The organism is Nocardioides campestrisoli (assembly GCF_013624435.2).
Classification (GTDB): domain Bacteria; phylum Actinomycetota; class Actinomycetes; order Propionibacteriales; family Nocardioidaceae; genus Nocardioides; species Nocardioides campestrisoli.
The window spans coordinates 4,145,703-4,160,979 of sequence record NZ_CP061768.1; the positions used below are offsets into that span (position 1 = coordinate 4,145,703).

A 15,277-nucleotide genomic window follows, 5' to 3' on the forward strand; every position below is an offset into this window, starting at 1 on the left:
GGACGTGAGTCATGACGCCGTTGGATACCCTCACGCGGTTGCTGGTGAGGATCTCGACTGGTGATTGCTCACTCACAGGGGGAGTCCTAACTGGCGGCGAACCGCGGCGATAAGCATCGGTCCGGCCACCGCTAGGGATTCTTCACCTAGGAGTTGGACCGGCACTCGGTTGTTTAGTCGGGGCTGCTTCCGGCGGAACCACGCCGGCGCCTCCTCCGCGTCCGCCTGATAAAGCAGGAGTGCGGCGTGGAAGACCGTTCCGAGGCTCAAGAGGAAGTCCCGCGAAGGCGGCTCATCGTCTGGTCTGTGACTCCTTGCGGCTTCAAGGTTCTCGGTGGGGTAGATCTCGTCCAAGAGTTCTGGTCCCAGCATGGTTTCCAACCGCGCGATCAGTTGCGGTGGCGACAGCAGGACGAGAGCGATGGGTGCGGCCGCGGCCCCTTCGTCTCTCAGCCACTCCAGGGGACTGAGGTGGTCAAGAGCAGGGTCAGGGGTGTTCAGGAGCCTGACGCGTTCGGTGTGCGGTGTGTGGTCCGGCATGGCACCGAGGACGGCGTCGAGACCCCGCGGACCGCGCATCGGCAGGCAGCGTCCTCTGGTTTTGCGGGCCAACGCGTTCACCCCTCTCGGGAGAGAGCCGGCGTAGCGGACGCCAAGTCAGCGCCCAAGAGCAATTCGATGAGATCCACCGCCGGGCACGGCCACCAGCCATCGCACTCCAGGCAGCGATCCGGAACTGGGGGGCAGTTAGGAGTCTCTCGACAGTCGTCTCCGTAGATGGGCTCGCACACGGGGCACTCAACGCCGATGCGCTGGGCCGGTTCGTGGACCGTGGTGGCGTAGGCGAGGAGGGCGAGCATCTGCCCGTAGCTGCGGACCAACTCCTGCAGGGCGTTGGTGTCGCTCGGAGCACGCTCCAGCTCGCTCGTCACGTGCTTGCGTGCTTCCTGGATCGCTGTCGCGATCGACGCGTGGAGCGGCGTGCCGGCCAGGGCTGGGGGTTCGGTCATGGGGTTGTCTCCTGTTCCGGCCGCGAGGGCATGGGCGGCGCTTGGTTGGTCGGCATGGTCGGGAGTCCGCTGGTGCTGATGAGGTGGCGCAGGTGGCTGCCGGCCGGGGTGGGTGTGGAACCGTGGCCGTGGCGGTCGAGGAGGCTGACGCCCAGGTCGCGTTCGAGGCGCATCAGGCCCGTCGAGAGGGCGGCTTGGCTGACCTGGAGGGCTCGCGCGGCGGCAGTGATGGCTCCGTGGTCCACGATGGCTGCGAACCGATGTAGTTGATTGGCTGTCCGTTGGGCTGAGGTGGATTGGCCGGACGCCGCGAAGGACACCGCTTCGGCCAAGGTCAGGCCGTCGACCCCCTCGCTGCTGGGTCGGCTGCTCTTGCGGCGCTGACGGTGGGTCCAGTCGAGTTGACGTTCAACGTGGGCAGGCGGGCAGGTCCACTGCCCCCCGAGGTTTCGGCGTGGAGTCCAGGTCAGGGGCTCGTCGAGGCGGTTGATCAGGAGGGCATGCTCGGCACGCCGCAAGAGCCCTTGTGGGGGGTCGCGTTCCCAGTCCGTGCGTTGACGGCCGTAGGCCAGCCGGTGACTGGCATGCGTCTCTAGTCGAGCCGGGGTGAGCAGGATGTCGTTGCCGGTCAGTTGCTCGTAGAGCCACCAGCCCATGAAGGTGCGCAGCCGTGGGGTGGGCCGTTGGCCCAGCTCACGGGCGATGCGTCGCGCTGTTCGCTCCGCAGGGGGCACCGCGCGGAGGAATGTCCGGCGTCGCCGCTGGTAGTCGATCGGCACAGTTGAGTCGCACAAGGCGGCGTGGACGGCGAGAAGGTCGTCGAAGAAGTCTGTGCTTCCCGTGTCGTCCGCGGCGAGTCCCAGGACGCGTGTGAGGTCGGTTTGGATCAGGGAGGACAGGTGGGGGTGCCCCAGTCGCTGGCTGGCCCGCGCCGTGCCCGCGACGGTGCCGAGCGAAAGCAGCGCGACACTGGCCGCGAGACGGACGTAGCCGTTGTCGGGGATCTCGGGGTGCTCTCCGAGGACGGTGTCCCATGCCCGGGCGGGCACCTTGGCGGGGTCCAAGGGGATGAGCGGTGCGCCATCGGGGCGGAATCGGGCGGCACGGATGCGGAGTGCTCGGGCGCGGGCGGGGCGCCCGCGGGGCCGCGTCACGGGGACGTCGAGTGCCTGGATCAGCGGCCAGGACGCGACGTGGCGGCCGCTGTGATCGGTGGCGCGCCGGCGCACATCGTCGGGCAACACGGCGAGCACTTGGCGAGCGGTGGGGATGTCGGGTGCGGTCAGAACGCTCACCGCAAAGGTGGCGGTCAGCGCCATGGTGGAGGCGCTGCGCGTGGCGTTTGCCAGGCGCACGCCCGCGCTCGCGACCGGCCCCAGGTCCATGCCGTGACTCCACCGCCTCAGCTGAGCAGCGACTGCGGCAGCCGGGTCGTCGTCACCGCGCACTGCCGGAGGGGAAGCGCTCGCGTCGTGAAACCCCGCGAGCGCATTGATCGAAGCCGACAGGTGGGGTGGATGGAGGGCGGGTGCGAAGTCGGCGGGTAGGTGATCGGACGGCAGATTGGTCATGACGAGGCGGGCCAGCGCGGCGAGGTCATGGAGCCATTCGATGCGAGACCGGGACTGTCCGAACGCGGTGACTGGGCCGGTGCCGTGGATGACGCCGTGAATGACTTCTTGTGCGTGCAGGTATGGCGCCATCTCGTCCGGCTCAGGCGCTGGCGGGCCGTGACCATCGACGAGGTCGGAGGTGGTGCACGAGCATTCGTCGCCCGGTCGTCGCTGAAGGTGTCGTGCGTCGATCGGGTGGCCGCGTGGGCTGGTCCGGACGGTGCGCTGACAGGTAGGGCAGGCGGAGAGGAGTAGTCGGGCATGGGTGGGGCAGGCGAAGGTCCATTGCAGGTACCAGCTCAACTTCCACCGGAGGCCCCTCTCGGGCAGGCACTCGGGGCAGTAGCGAGCTCCTGAGCCGCGTGGCCAGGTGCCGCCACCGTGACCGCGCTTGGTGAAGGAGGGCATCAGCCCCAGGTGGGCATGGCGCTGCAGGGTCATCGTCGTGAGGGTCGCCTCATCGAGGTCCAGCGCGTGGGCGAGCCCGGCGGTGGCCTCGGGTGATTGGCAACGCACGATGGAATAGGGACGCTCGTTGCTCAGCCCGAGGTGGCGATGCACCACCGAGGGGGCCACTTCGAGGTGGTGGGCCAGGTGCTCTAGGTAGCCGTCAAGGGGCTCGTCGTCCAGGGGCGGGGGCGCGTAGCCCAGGCGGTGAGCCGGGGCCGCGGGGGCGTTCTGTCTGCTCATGAGGCGACGGAGCCGGCAGCAAGACTTTGTACTGCCACGATCTCGGCGTCGACGTGGTCGGCGGTGACGATCCCGTCGTTGTCGGCCAGACCCTCTACGGCCGCTCGCTTGAGGGTGTTGAGGATGCTGCCTGGGCGTCCTTCGAGGTCGGCCACCAACCGCAGCTGCAGACGGGGGTCCTGCAGACAGGCAAGGTGCAGGTGCTCGATGGCACGCATGCGCGCAACGAAGGAAGCGATGAGCCGTACTACTGTGCGTGCGTCGTTAGTACGGATGGGATTGAGCCGCAGCCCGATGTGGCGGCGACGGAGTTGTTGCGCGGTGTCGTTGTTGCGTCCGGGGTCGCGTAGCAGCGCGGAGCGATCCAGGTCGATGCCGACGAAAGCGAAGGGCACCGGCAGGTGCAGCAGGGTCCTGAGTCCGTCCGTCAGGCGCGAAGCGGAGTCAGAGACTCGGCGATACATCTGCGCGTCATCGACGACCACGAGCTCCACACCCATGGCGGGCAGCAGCCGACCGAGCATCTGGTGCAGTTCCTTCTCCGAGCCGGTGTCGGGCAGGGCGCAGAACCTCGCCACCGAGGCGAGCAGGCCACGGGCCTCTTGCTTGGATCCGGCCTCGACGTACACGCATGGGGTGTGCAGGTAGCCGTCCTTGGTGCGGGTGCGCCACGGCTGTGGGTGGGCTGTGGCGCGGTCGAGCAGGACGCGGGTGATGGCTGTGCTCTTTCCCAGGTGGGAGGGGCCGCTGACCGCCAGCCAGGTCTCGTTGGTGCCCAGGTGCTGTCGGGTGAGCTTGTCGAAGGCGGCGGCGAGGTCGCGCTCGTAAGCGGTGGGGAGGTGCTGGGCGTGGATCCACTCATACAGCGCGGGCGCGCGGTCGGGAGGGAGTGAGGTCTGCAGGTGGTGCAGCCTCATCCAGGTGGCGGGGTCGGCCACGGACAGACGGGTCATGGCCGCCACCCGCCTTCGGCGTCGTGGGCCGGGTCGAGGTCATCGAGGAGCCCGTGGTCCAAGGCGGTGAAGTGCGCCAGGTCCCAGCCTCCGTTGACGATGTGCTCAGGCTCCTTGGGTCGGTTGGGCTTGCGTGACCTTCGGTCGGCGACGGGGATGAAGTTCTCGCCGGTGTCGATGCCTTGGGCTTGATAGACCGCGGTGATGGTCTGGAGCAGGTCGGCGCGGCGGCTGGCGTGTTCGTTGTGGCTGGGCCACTTCTGCCCCGCCAAGTTCTTCAATAGCGCGGACCTGACCTCTGCGAAGGCGCCGACCACCGCTCCGTTGGCGCCGGGTGCCCACAGGGTGCGGACCTTGAAGGAGTGGGGCTCTTGCCACAGCAAGCGGCTGGGAGCATCCGGGTCGTAGAAGAACGTGAGCGGACGTCGCCGACCTTGATTGGTCAGGGATGCCTGGACGAGATCCTCGTAGTTCTCGCAGGTGTATCGGCGCTTTTGCCAGGTCACGCCGTCGTCGTGCGGGGTGAGCGACAGGTGGGGCAGGAGCCGCAAGTGGAAGGTCGGGTCGGCCAGCACGTGCGCCGGTACCCCGCGGGTCAGGGACAGGCCGACGGCTTCGATGGGCGTCAGGTGGCGTTGCGGCGCGTGATCGTGGGTCAGCCCGGTGTGAGGTTGCTGGGCGGTCCACCACGACCATGTAGCGAACGCTGCTTGCGCTTGGGCAAAGGTCGGAAGGTCGCGGACATCGAGCCGGGCGGGCTTGTTGACCACAGTGTTGCCCTTGTGGCCGGGGAGTAGCTGGCACGCCTGGGCGAAGGTCTTGATGTGGGACTCCACGAAGGCCTTGTCGGTGGGCCGCATCGTGCGCGCCCACTGGATCGTGATGCCGAGCTGGGCGCAGGTGGCGATGAAGTGGCCGTTCTCCTCCTCCGCGCCGTGGTCAGCGCCGATGGAGCCCGGTAGGACACTCAGCGGCGGGTTGGGGCCATTCCAGGCGTGTACGTCCAGCGCGCCCGGCACGACTGGCAGCGCCGCATGAGGGGGCGGGGACGACATCGTCGCCCACGCTTCGCCGCCGATCATGTCCCACAACAACAGGGACAGGTGGATGCCGCGCGGAGGGCCGACAGTCAGTCGGAGCCAGGCGTAGCGGGTACTCACGCATACCCCGAAGACGGCCCACAGCTGCTGGGGCCCATGGGGACCCCAAACCAACATGTCGGTACGGCTGGCGTCATACTCGACGCGGTCGCCCAGCTCAAAAGATCGGTGCCTCACCCCGTGGATGAGCGGGCGGTTGGACTGCTCCTGACGGGTCTTGCCCGTCAAGGGATCCTGCCCCCGCGAGAGGTATCGCACCAGCGCCACAAACCGTTCGTAGGGCAGCGCCGTGATCTCGTGCGGGATCGTGGTCCCGTCCGGCCCTGGGGTGGCGGTCCCAGCGCTGACCAGACCAAGCTGGCGCAGCCGATTCAGCACGATCCCGTGCTCGTTGATCAAAGACTTCTTGCTCGACTGGTGACGTTGCGCAACGTAGTCACGTACCACCGCCAGTATCTGCGGATCGGTCTCATTCGCACGTGAGGGCTGCAGGTAGCGCGAGGCGTGCGGCACCAGTGCGAACGCACCCCCGGCACGCCACTTCTCGATCCAGCGGCCCAGCGTGGTCGCATCGACACCCAGCTCTGCGCACTTCGCCGCGCGCCGTTTCGCCACGCTCGTCGTAGCCGCGTCATAGCCGCTCCCGGTGCCCACACGACCCTGGAGCACGTCGAGCACATGGCGCTGCCTATCCAAGCCCGTCTGCCTCTTGCGCTCAGGTAGCCAGTGCAGCAACTCGCTGTAGCGATCCGGGGCCAAGTACGGCGAGGCAAGCCGGTGCTCGGCGCTCACCCTCGATAACACTGCGTGCAGCGGCTCCTCGCACACCTCACCGTCGCGGGCGGTCACGATCTGCAGGCAGCCTTGGGGATCCACCCGGTGCTTGAGGACCACCCGGTCCGAACGGTCGTGTTCGAACAGCAACGCGTCCTGCGACAACTCCACCGACAGCACTCGATCCGGCGCCTCGCTCACCCCCACCACCGGCCTGGCTCCCCGTCGAGGTGCCACCGCAGCTCGCTGCCCAACGACAAAGGGGCATCCAGATCCGTCGAGCACCTGCCTGTGGCCAACAAGTGCATCGCCACCACGTAGGTACGACGCAGCACATCGACGTCGAACTGGCCTCGGCCTCCTGACATCGCCCCGGCGCTGACGTCAACGACCTTGGCGATGCCACCGATGCTGGTCGGCTGAACATCCAGCACAGCAGAGACGTCATCTGCGGCCCACGGGTTCGGATCGCGCCATCGGGTGATCTGCTGCAGATTGTGGGCACGTTGGGCGGTGACGTCGCTCAGGACCCGGAACCCCATTCCCGCCGCCCATAGCGTGTCCCGCATCAAACCCAGCTTGGCTTGTGACCACTCATCCTGCGCCCGGTGAGCGGGTTTGACCTCGAACACCGTCAGGTTGCCGTCGATCACCGCCGCCAGATCAGGTACCTGGAACAGCTGCCCTTGCTCGTGGATCCAGACCATCGCGAACGGCTGGGCATGGATCGCCGACACAGAGGCGTGAATGTCCAGCTGCTGCACCCAAGCCAGCTCCAACTTCGACTCCACCAGGAGCATCAGCCGGAAACCGTCACGCATCACCGGGTACATCGCGATCGAGCTCGTCGCTTGCCGGTGGGTCCCGATCCGACGCACCGGCAATACCCCCCAGCCCGGCGGGACCGACAGGTCACTTATCGGTTGCACCACCGGCACACCGTCGACGTTCCACACCGCCACGCACCGCGCCGACCCCATCTCCCCCGCCGCGATCAACCTCATCGCCTCATCTCGCGACAGGAGATCACCCAGCAATTCCCGCACCCGACGCGGAACCCGGCGAGTTCCTTTTCGTGCTGTCGCTTTGGGCATAGCGGGATGAGGGGCCGGCACCACGGCGTACTTGCCGTTCGCGCTCACTCCAGACGCGTGGGACGAGACGACCGGGGCGGTGGGCGCGGGAGGTCGTCTCGGGCGCCGCTCAGTGGCGGATAAGCCACTGGTGCTGGAAGAATGGACCATTGCGGTGCCTTCTTGTCGTTCCTGTGCAGGGACTCCGACGAGGCGCCGAAGCGGGGCCCGGACTGTGTCAGCAGTCTGGGTCTCGCGCTGTTTCCGGCGCGACATCGTCGACTGGTCACTCTAGGGCTCAGTGAGACCTCTGACTAGAGCGTGCTCGCACAGTTAACGGGCGCTAGGCTGCAGGATCTCGTGACTGGCAAGCGCTGGCGCACTTCAAGTGTGCACAATTAAAGTGCGCTAGTCTCTGCCCCATGGTTCGATCAGGCGTAGAACAATCGGCAGCCTCCGCGGAGCGGGAGGGGGACTGGCGGACCCTGACGGCGAAAAATGTGCAGGCACTCGGACTCCCCTGCCGGCTTCCCGGCTGCAATGCCACAGTGTCAAGAGAGAACAGGGGCAGACCCAAGTGGTTTCACAACGAGCAGTGTGGTCAGAAGTTCCGCCGGCGTCAGGAGGCCCTCGACCGGATGATCGCGCTGGCAGGCCAGCGGCTCCAGCATGAAGACCTCGGCTGGCGAGAGCGCAGGGAGCTCGAAAGCGAGGTTCGCTGGCTGGTCGGCATGCGCGCCTGGTACGTCGGGCCCAATGACTGGGCTCACGACAAGGAGCATGCAAGTGACGGCGACAAACTGTCCGACGGGGTCCAGCAGCTACTTCAAACCTGGCGGAAACGTCGCGTCCAGAAGAAGGACCCCTGCCCGATCTGCAAGGGAACTGGGGACTACCGCACGTATCTGGATCCGGCGCGCGAGGGTGGCCCCAGGATGCGAGCTGACCGCCGAGAAGAGGCAGCCGAAGTGCTCCTCAATGTTTGGAGACTTGCGCAGCTCGTACCATCACCCGAGGCCGTCGACATCTGTAACCGGGTCGAAGATCTACTGGAAAGGAGCAACCTGTCGCATCGCGACGCGCGCCTGTCTGACTACAGGGACGGTCCCGAGACCACCGGCGAACTGGGGTCCGATCGTCCCTAGAAACCTTCGCAAGCCCCTCTGCACGGCAGAGAACACCACGCCAACTGAAGAATCGCCGTGGCGGACGAGGTCGTCTTCTTGAAGCACCCCCGCGTGAGCGGGGAAGATGTCAGTCCGACCACCACAGGAGTAGTGCTCATGGAAGCACCCCCGCGTGAGCGGGGAGGACTCACGGAAGGCGCGGGCGGCACGGTCGGCCATGGAAGCACCCCCGCGTGAGCGGGGAGGACCGGCGTACGCCGCGCTGCTCGAGCACTCCCACGGAAGCACCCCCGCGTGAGCGGGGAGGACCAGGCCGAGACCGCGACCTCCAGCACCACCGAGGAAGCACCCCCCGCGTGATCGGGGAGGACTCCACCACCACGACGACACCGCCGACATGTGGGGAAGCACCCCCGCGTGAGCGGGGAGGACCTGCCAGGACGGCCGCTCTCGTCTTTTGTCAGGGAAGCACCCCCGCGTGAGCGGGGAGGACCCAAGGCAGCGGACCCCGACGACCACGTGTTCGGAAGCACCCCCGCGTGAGCGGGGAGGACAGGTCCTCCATGCCGTCCGGCAGGGGCGCGAGGGAAGCACCCCCGCGTGAGCGGGGAGGACTCCTGCGCGAGATGGGACAGCGCGGGGCCGTGGGAAGCACCCCCGCGTGAGCGGGGAGGACGCGTGGTGTCGAGTCGTGCGGCTGGCTCTGCTTGAAGCACCCCCGCGTGAGCGGGGAGGACACGGCCTCGGCGCCGGTGTCGGGGCCGACGGTGGAAGCACCCCCGCGTGAGCGGGGAGGACCCCCGCTCCCCCTGAGGTGGTAGAGCGGATGGGAAGCACCCCCGCGTGAGCGGGGAGGACGAGGCGCGAGGCAAGATCCATACCGCTGCTCGGGAAGCACCCCCGCGTGAGCGGGGAGGACGCCTCGCGCCAACCCATCCGCTCGGGCACCTCAGAAGCACCCCCGCGTGAGCGGGGAGGACGCGCGCAGGCTTACGTCCGCACCGAGCACCCGGGAAGCACCCCCGCGTGAGCGGGGAGGACGCAACGATGCTGGCCTACAACCTCGCGCCGCCGGAAGCACCCCCGCGTGAGCGGGGAGGACGTGCTCGTTACCGGGCCAACCGGTTCGGGTAAGGAAGCACCCCCGCGTGAGCGGGGAGGACGTGGCTGGCGACCCGATCCTTCAGCACGGAGCGGAAGCACCCCCGCGTGAGCGGGGAGGACCGACTGAGGTCAACGCTGCTGACGGCATCAACGGAAGCACCCCCGCGTGAGCGGGGAGGACCCTGCGTGGGTGCCGGGCTGCTCCTGGGGGGCGGAAGCACCCCCGCGTGAGCGGGGAGGACCCCGCGCCGAAGGCCGGACCCGGTCCTTCTTCGGAAGCACCCCCGCGTGAGCGGGGAGGACGGTCCAGCTCTCCACGTGCAATCTTCTGCACCGGAAGCACCCCCGCGTGAGCGGGGAGGACTCTGTGCGGCCTCGTCGCGCTCGGTGCGGGTGGGAAGCACCCCCGCGTGAGCGGGGAGGACCACTGGAGCATGGTGCCGCGCTGCTTCTTGTAGGAAGCACCCCCGCGTGAGCGGGGAGGACCACTGGAGCATGGTGCCGCGCTGCTTCTTGTAGGAAGCACCCCCGCGTGAGCGGGGAGGACGGGCCCAGGGACCACACCGAGAGCCGGGCGTGGGAAGCACCCCCGCGTGAGCGGGGAGGACCCTTGCTGACCTGCGATGATGGTTTCGGCATCACGAGGCCGGGTCGGGAAGGCCCTGTAAAAGCCTGCTGGCGCCCTCCTTGTGGTGCCGGGACACTAGCTGGAGCCCGTGGAGGTCCACGACCTCGTAGGCGTGGGCCCCGGCGGTCCTGATCTCGAACCCTTGCTCTGTGGGGGCTGACTCGATCATCGCCGCGTAGACGGCTGGATCCGCCCTGTCCTGCACCCAGTCGCTGATGGCGGACCAGACTTCGTCGCGGATCCTCTGCTGACGGTGCCGACGTAGACGCCGGGCAGGACCTCGACGAACCACTTGTTCAGCGCGCCGCGCATGCCCTCCGGCAGGGATGAGGAGATCAGCGTCGCGTAGCTCACGGCATCAGATCGCTTGCGTCCAGGTCAGTCCCGCACCGCCGGGCGCGCGGTGATGAGGCCGCACCCGTACGCCTTGCTGCGGCCGAGCCCTTCACGCCGCATCGCGTCGAGGAGCTGCGCATCGGCGACGGTCGCGATCGCGTCGACGGTGTCGATGACCAGCGACCTCTTGGCGCCCTTCGGGCCGAAGCGGTAGGTGTCGCGGTAGTGGTTGACGACCTCCAGGTCGGTCACTGCGCCGGCCAGCTTCCCCGAGAGCCATGCCGAGATCCCCTCGGGCGGCACGACGCCTCGCGTGACGTCCTTCTTCGGGCCTCCGGGAGTCGCCTGGGACTTGCCTCGGATGACCGGGTTCACCGCCACGCGGAGCGCGATCAGGTCCCCGTTCCTGTTCTCCCACCCTCGGCCGGTGACGGTCATGGTCCGTCCCTCGATGGGCACCGACTCTGGGGGCACGCAGGACTGCACGAGGACCGTGGGGACCCCTCCGATGTTGTCGACCCGGAACAGGATCCCGGCGGTGGCCCTGCGTTCTGCCGCGGCCCCGGGGAGGGTGGTGGGGAAGAGTCGCATGACGGCGCGGTGTGCGGCGGCGAGGTCTGACCAGTCCGCCTGCACGGAGGCGGCCGGGAAGGTCGTCCAGTAGACGGGGCTCTCTCGGTCCACGCCGGGCGCTACCTGCTCAGGTGTCGTGACAGCCATGTCAGCTGCTCCTCTCGGGATGCCGGGGTCGGTGAGACGTGGGAGACCAGACGGTGCTCGTGGCGTGCGTAGTCGCCGGTCACCTCGTACAGCCGCAGGCTGGCGGCCTTCTCGCCGTGCCGGGGGACGTGGGGGAGCTCCGACAGCACCTGCACCGGCGTCCCGTGGTCGACGCCGAGGACGAACGGGAAGGCGGGGGCGTTCGCCCGCCTTCCGAGGTAGGGCATGAAGACCGGGTCGAGCGCCCCCGCCAGCCATGCGTCGACGAGCTCGGTCTCCGCGGTGATGGCGCAGATGAACTCGGCGTGCGGCAGGAAGTCACGGTTCACCAGGGCCGTTCCCCGCGTGTTCTTGGGCCCGACCGCGCCGGTGCGGTCCCGGTGGTGAGCGTGCGCCCGAGCCGTCCCGGTGCGGAACTTCTCCGCCCTGTCCGCCGCCGCGTGCACCGCGTTCGGCAGCGGGACGAGGACCTGGAGGTCCTCAGCGGCCGCGTTCGTCCGGTCGACCCGGACATGCAGGTCGAACTCCGTGACGAGCTCGTGGAGGTCGCGGCGGCCCACGAATGCGCCCAGGAGGCCTGCGACCGCTGACTTCCTGGGCATCGGCGCCGTCGCGACCGGGTAGTTGTTGGGGAGGAGGCGGTACCCGGCGTACGACTGGACCGGGCCCGCCATCCTCAGCAGCAGCGAAGGCATCGAGCTCAGGCCCCGTAGACCGCGTCGGCGACGGTGGCCACGATGTCGTCGAGCGTCTCCACCTGCTCGGCGGCGAAGTCCAGGTCGCCGACCTCCCCGGCCACGACGGCGCGACCGAAGTTGCTGGGGTCGAAGCGGAGCGCGGAGCGCCGCTTCGCCGCCAGTGCGGCCAGGGTGGGGGCCTTGTAGCCGCGTCCGTCGGCCTCGATCGGCTCGTCGAAGTCGTAGGCGCAGCGGCTGCGCTGCTGCTCGACCAGCACGAGCGCGGGCAGGGTGTGCGGGTTGGAGTTGGAGACGCGCCCCGACGGGAGGGCTGTGATCAGGGCCCGCACCAGGGAGGACAGCTCGTTGCGGGAGCCCTCGGCGCCGAACCGGGACCAGGACCGGCGCAGCTGCTCCACGTCGATGGTGAAGGTCCGGTAGTAGGTGCCGGAGGTGTAGTACGTCATGCCGATGTGGCCGGCGCCGGCGTGCCCGTCCTGGGCGTCGTCGACGGCCGAGAAGTAGTCGGCGGTGAGGGCGAACGGGTGGGTGGTCGCGGAGTGCGAGACGGCTACCGCCGCGTGGGTTCCCAGGTCGTGGGCGGCGGCGAACATGCGGCCGAAGGCGGCGACGTCGAGGCTGGCCGACCGGGCGTCCTGGATGCAGTCGGTGGACGACAGCGTCGCGCCGTCGGCCTGCGCCTCCACGGCCGCGACCGCGAGCGTCTGGAGCTCGGAGGTGGCGAAGAAGAGGATGTTGTCGCCCTGGGCGTCGCTGTCCTCGGCCTTGGCGTCGTCGTCCTTGTCCTTCGCGGCCTTGGCGAGGCCGTCGACGACCTTCTTGATCGCCGCGCGTCCGGCCTTCTCGTCGAAGTCGAGACCCTTGGTGGCCGCGTACTCGACCGCGTGCTTCAGCGCGACTCCGACACCGTCACGGGTGCGCACCGACGCCTCGGGGACGTCGTTGAGGAACGCGACGCGCGCCGCGCGCTTCAGCGCCTGGGCGGAGATCCGGCCGCGCTGGATGCCCCCGTCGAACTGCGACTTGGGCAGCCCCGACTGGTCGCGGTTCATGTTGTGCAGGGGCAGGGCGGTCACCGTGTGGACGGTGATGAACTTGTGGGACATGGAGTTCCTTCGGTCGGAGTGGCGGTTACTGCGCGGCGGCGGCGGGCGTGGTGGCGGATGTGGCGTGGTCGCGGCGGTCACTGAGGCCGTAGAAGTCCTGCACGACCTTGGCTCGGTGCGACCGCGACTTGGAGCTGAGTCCGTCACCCCAGAAGGTCAAGGTGGTGGCCAGGGACGCGAAGTCGACCGGGATCCCGTGCTGGGCGCACCTCCCGACCAGGCCGCTGATGACCTGGGCGGCGTTGTCGACGTCGAGCAGGGGCAGGGAGTCGACCGACATGGACATCGCGGTGCGCTTCGGGACGCTCTTGCCGTCGACGTCCCCGGGCCAGGAGCTGTGGGCCTTGGCGTGCAGGCTGCGCAGGGTCGACCCGATGGGGGTGTGCCCCTCGCTCGTCGCGCGGGCGTCGCGGTGGACCGCGATCATGGCGGCAGCACGGCGCGCTCCGACGCGTTGCGACACGCTCAGCCCGGACAAGGCGGCCTCGGTGTAGGGGAAGGCGCCGGCCTCGGTCATCGGGTGGATGCCGGCGGCGACGGCGGACAGGACCCCACGCCCGGCTCCCCCGGCGCGCACCCGGTCGCGGATGCCGATGACCCGGTACGCCAGGGTCCTCTCCGGGCGCCCAGCAACCGCGGGCGCCGCCTCCTGCTCGGTCACGCTCATGCTCGGCCTTCCTTCGTCTTGGTCGCGGACTCCGCCTCGAAGAGGCGCGCGAGTGCGTTCTTGGTCGCGAATCGGTACCGGCTTCGGGCGGTCACGACGTTGGGCAGGCCCGTCGGCGTGGCGAACGGTGCGGTCGCGACGTCGAAGACAGCGACAGCCCCGTTCCTCATCCGCTCCGCGACCGCTGCCGCGTCGAAGGCGTCCGAGGGCCTGGTGTCGAGCGCAAGAGCGATGTCCTCTTCCAGGGCGGCGAGCAGGGCCCGCTCGGTCTGGGCTCGCAGGGCAGGAGCTCCCTCGGCGCGACCGCGGCCTTCCGCCGCGAGGCGCAGGGGGCCGTTGAGCGCCTTGCGGAGCTCTGCCGCCACCTCCAGGAGCCGGACCGGGCCGTGTCGCCCGTCGTCCATGACCGCGGGGGCTTCGAGCCGGCGGCGGGGCACGAAGGCGTAGTCGAGCCACTTCCGGTTGCCTTGCGTGTCGCAGATCTCGGCGAAGGCTCCGATCATCCAGTCGTCGGAGTCGTCGAGCGGCAGGAAGGGCCGCACCCGGTCACGCCACACCTTCAGCGACCCGGCGAGGTCGTTGAGGTACCAGCGCATGTACCCCTCGGTCGAGGAGAGGCGCACGTCGGGCGCCGAAACCGGCTTGGCGAGGATGGTGCCGTCCTTCTTCTTCGTCTCCACGAAGAGCCGGGACGGGTCCAGGGAGTGCATGGCCTTCAGCGACTCCCCCTCGGTGGGGGCGATCATCGGGACCCGCGTGGTCGATGGGCCGAGGACGTAGCCGGTGGGCACCGGGCCGTCCTGGGTGTCGTCCCAGTGCAGCAGTGGCGTGTTGCGGGCGTAGGTGGTGCGCCACAAGTCGAGCGGCTCGCGGGCCAGGTCCTCATCCGACGGGCCACCGCTCTGGTCCAGGTAGGCGGGCAGCGAGCCCGATTCCAGCCAGTGCTCAGGGACGTTCGCCATGAGGCTCTTGACCAGGGAGTCGCGGTGCGTCATGTAGGCACCGAGCGTCCGCACCGCGACGTCTCCGGGGGCGCCGTACTCGAACTTGCGGCCGTAGCCGTCGCGGGCGTTCGAGTGCTTGGTGTGCCACCAGGTGGTCACGACCAGCCTGGTGAGCCGGGCCGGGTCGGCGGCGATCCCGGCGGACTTGCTCTCGACGCTGCCGGCGGTCGTGCCCCACTGGCTCGAAGATGAGCCGGGGGTCTGCGGGTCCAGGAAGGCGAGGCTGCGGATCGCCTTGTTGGCGTCGTCCTGGGCCAGCTCCCACTCCTGGCAGAAGGGGCGGGAGGGGTGGCGGAGCCAGAAGAGGTCGGAGAAGGTGTCCGCGAGCGTCTTGACCCCCGCGGCTGGGATGTCGGCCGGCTCGCCGGCTTCAACGTCCCCGAGGCGCAGCGCCAGCCCGGTGAGGCTGATGAGGAGGCGAGTCGTGGCGTCTCGTTCCAGCGGGGACATCCCGGCCCCGAGCCCGACGTAGCCGTCCGCCCCGACGAGGATGTCGTAAGGGCTGGCGATCGTCTGCCGGCCACCGGGAAGCGTGACTGGGACCCAGGGGTCATGGAGGGCGTTGAAGACGCCGTCTTCCACCGTGGTCTGGTTCACAGAGCATGCCTTTCGGTCGTGCGCCGGCGCGGTCGGCGACCGCGGTCCGTGTCGCTCCTGTGCCATCTGTGGCTCAT

Annotated in this window: 11 protein-coding genes, 1 pseudogene and 1 CRISPR repeat array; of the genes and pseudogenes, 1 reads left to right on the top strand and 11 read right to left on the bottom strand. The window is 68.9% G+C overall.

Features of this window, described 5'->3' with window-relative positions; all coding sequences use genetic code 11:
* Positions 1-617: 617 nt before the first annotated feature.
* Genes H8838_RS19640 through H8838_RS19660 form a run of 5 tightly spaced genes read right to left on the bottom strand, consistent with a single transcriptional unit; the run spans position 618 to position 7,282 of the window.
* On the bottom strand, positions 618-1,010 hold the full coding sequence (locus H8838_RS19640; RefSeq protein WP_185995571.1) for a hypothetical protein: 393 nt from the start codon (positions 1,008-1,010) through the stop codon (positions 618-620).
* Entirely contained in the window at positions 1,007-3,313 is a 2,307-nt protein-coding gene (locus tag H8838_RS19645) for a LysR family transcriptional regulator (RefSeq protein WP_185995570.1), read from the bottom strand. The genes H8838_RS19640 and H8838_RS19645 overlap by 4 nt, the downstream gene beginning before the upstream one ends.
* Positions 3,310-4,266, bottom strand: a complete 957-nt coding sequence (locus H8838_RS19650; protein WP_185995569.1) for an AAA family ATPase — start codon at positions 4,264-4,266, stop codon at positions 3,310-3,312. Before H8838_RS19650 ends, H8838_RS19645 begins: the two co-directional genes overlap by 4 nt.
* Positions 4,263-6,341, bottom strand: a complete 2,079-nt coding sequence (locus tag H8838_RS19655) for a hypothetical protein (protein ID WP_185995568.1) — start codon at positions 6,339-6,341, stop codon at positions 4,263-4,265. The genes H8838_RS19650 and H8838_RS19655 overlap by 4 nt, the downstream gene beginning before the upstream one ends.
* Positions 6,338-7,282, bottom strand: coding sequence for a hypothetical protein (locus H8838_RS19660; protein ID WP_185995567.1), 945 nt, complete (start codon positions 7,280-7,282; stop codon positions 6,338-6,340). Before H8838_RS19660 ends, H8838_RS19655 begins: the two co-directional genes overlap by 4 nt.
* Positions 7,283-7,851: 569 nt before the next feature.
* Here H8838_RS19660 and H8838_RS19665 point away from each other — a divergent pair.
* Complete coding sequence (locus H8838_RS19665; RefSeq protein WP_185995566.1) at positions 7,852-8,358, top strand: hypothetical protein; 507 nt, start codon at positions 7,852-7,854, stop codon at positions 8,356-8,358.
* Positions 8,359-8,743: 385 nt separating this feature from the next.
* Positions 8,744-10,052: direct repeats of the CRISPR family, unit length 29 nt; unit sequence GGAAGCACCCCCGCGTGAGCGGGGAGGAC.
* 30 nt (positions 10,053-10,082) lie between these two features.
* Here H8838_RS19665 and cas2e read toward each other — a convergent pair.
* The 6 genes and pseudogenes from cas2e to H8838_RS19695 form a co-directional block, all read right to left on the bottom strand.
* A pseudogene (cas2e, locus tag H8838_RS20365) lies at positions 10,083-10,426 on the bottom strand (type I-E CRISPR-associated endoribonuclease Cas2e).
* A 24-nt stretch (positions 10,427-10,450) separates the two neighbouring features.
* Positions 10,451-11,128, bottom strand: a complete 678-nt coding sequence (locus H8838_RS19675; protein ID WP_185995565.1) for a type I-E CRISPR-associated protein Cas6/Cse3/CasE — start codon at positions 11,126-11,128, stop codon at positions 10,451-10,453.
* Positions 11,101-11,823 carry a type I-E CRISPR-associated protein Cas5/CasD gene (locus H8838_RS19680; RefSeq protein WP_185995564.1) on the bottom strand — a complete coding sequence of 241 codons (723 nt, stop codon included), beginning with the start codon at positions 11,821-11,823 and terminating at the stop codon, positions 11,101-11,103. The genes H8838_RS19675 and H8838_RS19680 overlap by 28 nt, the downstream gene beginning before the upstream one ends.
* 5 nt (positions 11,824-11,828) lie before the next feature.
* Positions 11,829-12,932, bottom strand: coding sequence for a type I-E CRISPR-associated protein Cas7/Cse4/CasC (locus H8838_RS19685; RefSeq protein ID WP_185995563.1), 1,104 nt, complete (start codon positions 12,930-12,932; stop codon positions 11,829-11,831).
* 25 nt (positions 12,933-12,957) lie between these two features.
* Entirely contained in the window at positions 12,958-13,599 is a 642-nt protein-coding gene (locus H8838_RS19690; protein ID WP_185995562.1) for a type I-E CRISPR-associated protein Cse2/CasB, read from the bottom strand.
* Positions 13,596-15,200, bottom strand: coding sequence for a type I-E CRISPR-associated protein Cse1/CasA (locus H8838_RS19695; RefSeq protein WP_185995561.1), 1,605 nt, complete (start codon positions 15,198-15,200; stop codon positions 13,596-13,598). The genes H8838_RS19690 and H8838_RS19695 overlap by 4 nt, the downstream gene beginning before the upstream one ends.
* Positions 15,201-15,277 lie beyond the last annotated feature (77 nt).

Excerpts from the sequence above, each read along its gene's own strand:
- H8838_RS19690 (WP_185995562.1), bottom strand. The coding sequence starts at position 13,599 with ATGAGCGTGACCGAGCAGGAGGCGGCGCCCGCGGTTGCTGGGCGCCCG.
- H8838_RS19645 (WP_185995570.1), bottom strand. The coding sequence starts at position 3,313 with ATGAGCAGACAGAACGCCCCCGCGGCCCCGGCTCACCGCCTGGGCTAC.
- H8838_RS19675 (WP_185995565.1), bottom strand. The coding sequence starts at position 11,128 with ATGGCTGTCACGACACCTGAGCAGGTAGCGCCCGGCGTGGACCGAGAG.
- H8838_RS19640 (WP_185995571.1), bottom strand. The coding sequence starts at position 1,010 with ATGACCGAACCCCCAGCCCTGGCCGGCACGCCGCTCCACGCGTCGATC.
- H8838_RS19685 (WP_185995563.1), bottom strand. The coding sequence starts at position 12,932 with ATGTCCCACAAGTTCATCACCGTCCACACGGTGACCGCCCTGCCCCTG.
- H8838_RS19650 (WP_185995569.1), bottom strand. The coding sequence starts at position 4,266 with ATGACCCGTCTGTCCGTGGCCGACCCCGCCACCTGGATGAGGCTGCAC.
- H8838_RS19680 (WP_185995564.1), bottom strand. The coding sequence starts at position 11,823 with ATGCCTTCGCTGCTGCTGAGGATGGCGGGCCCGGTCCAGTCGTACGCC.
- H8838_RS19665 (WP_185995566.1), top strand. The coding sequence starts at position 7,852 with ATGATCGCGCTGGCAGGCCAGCGGCTCCAGCATGAAGACCTCGGCTGG.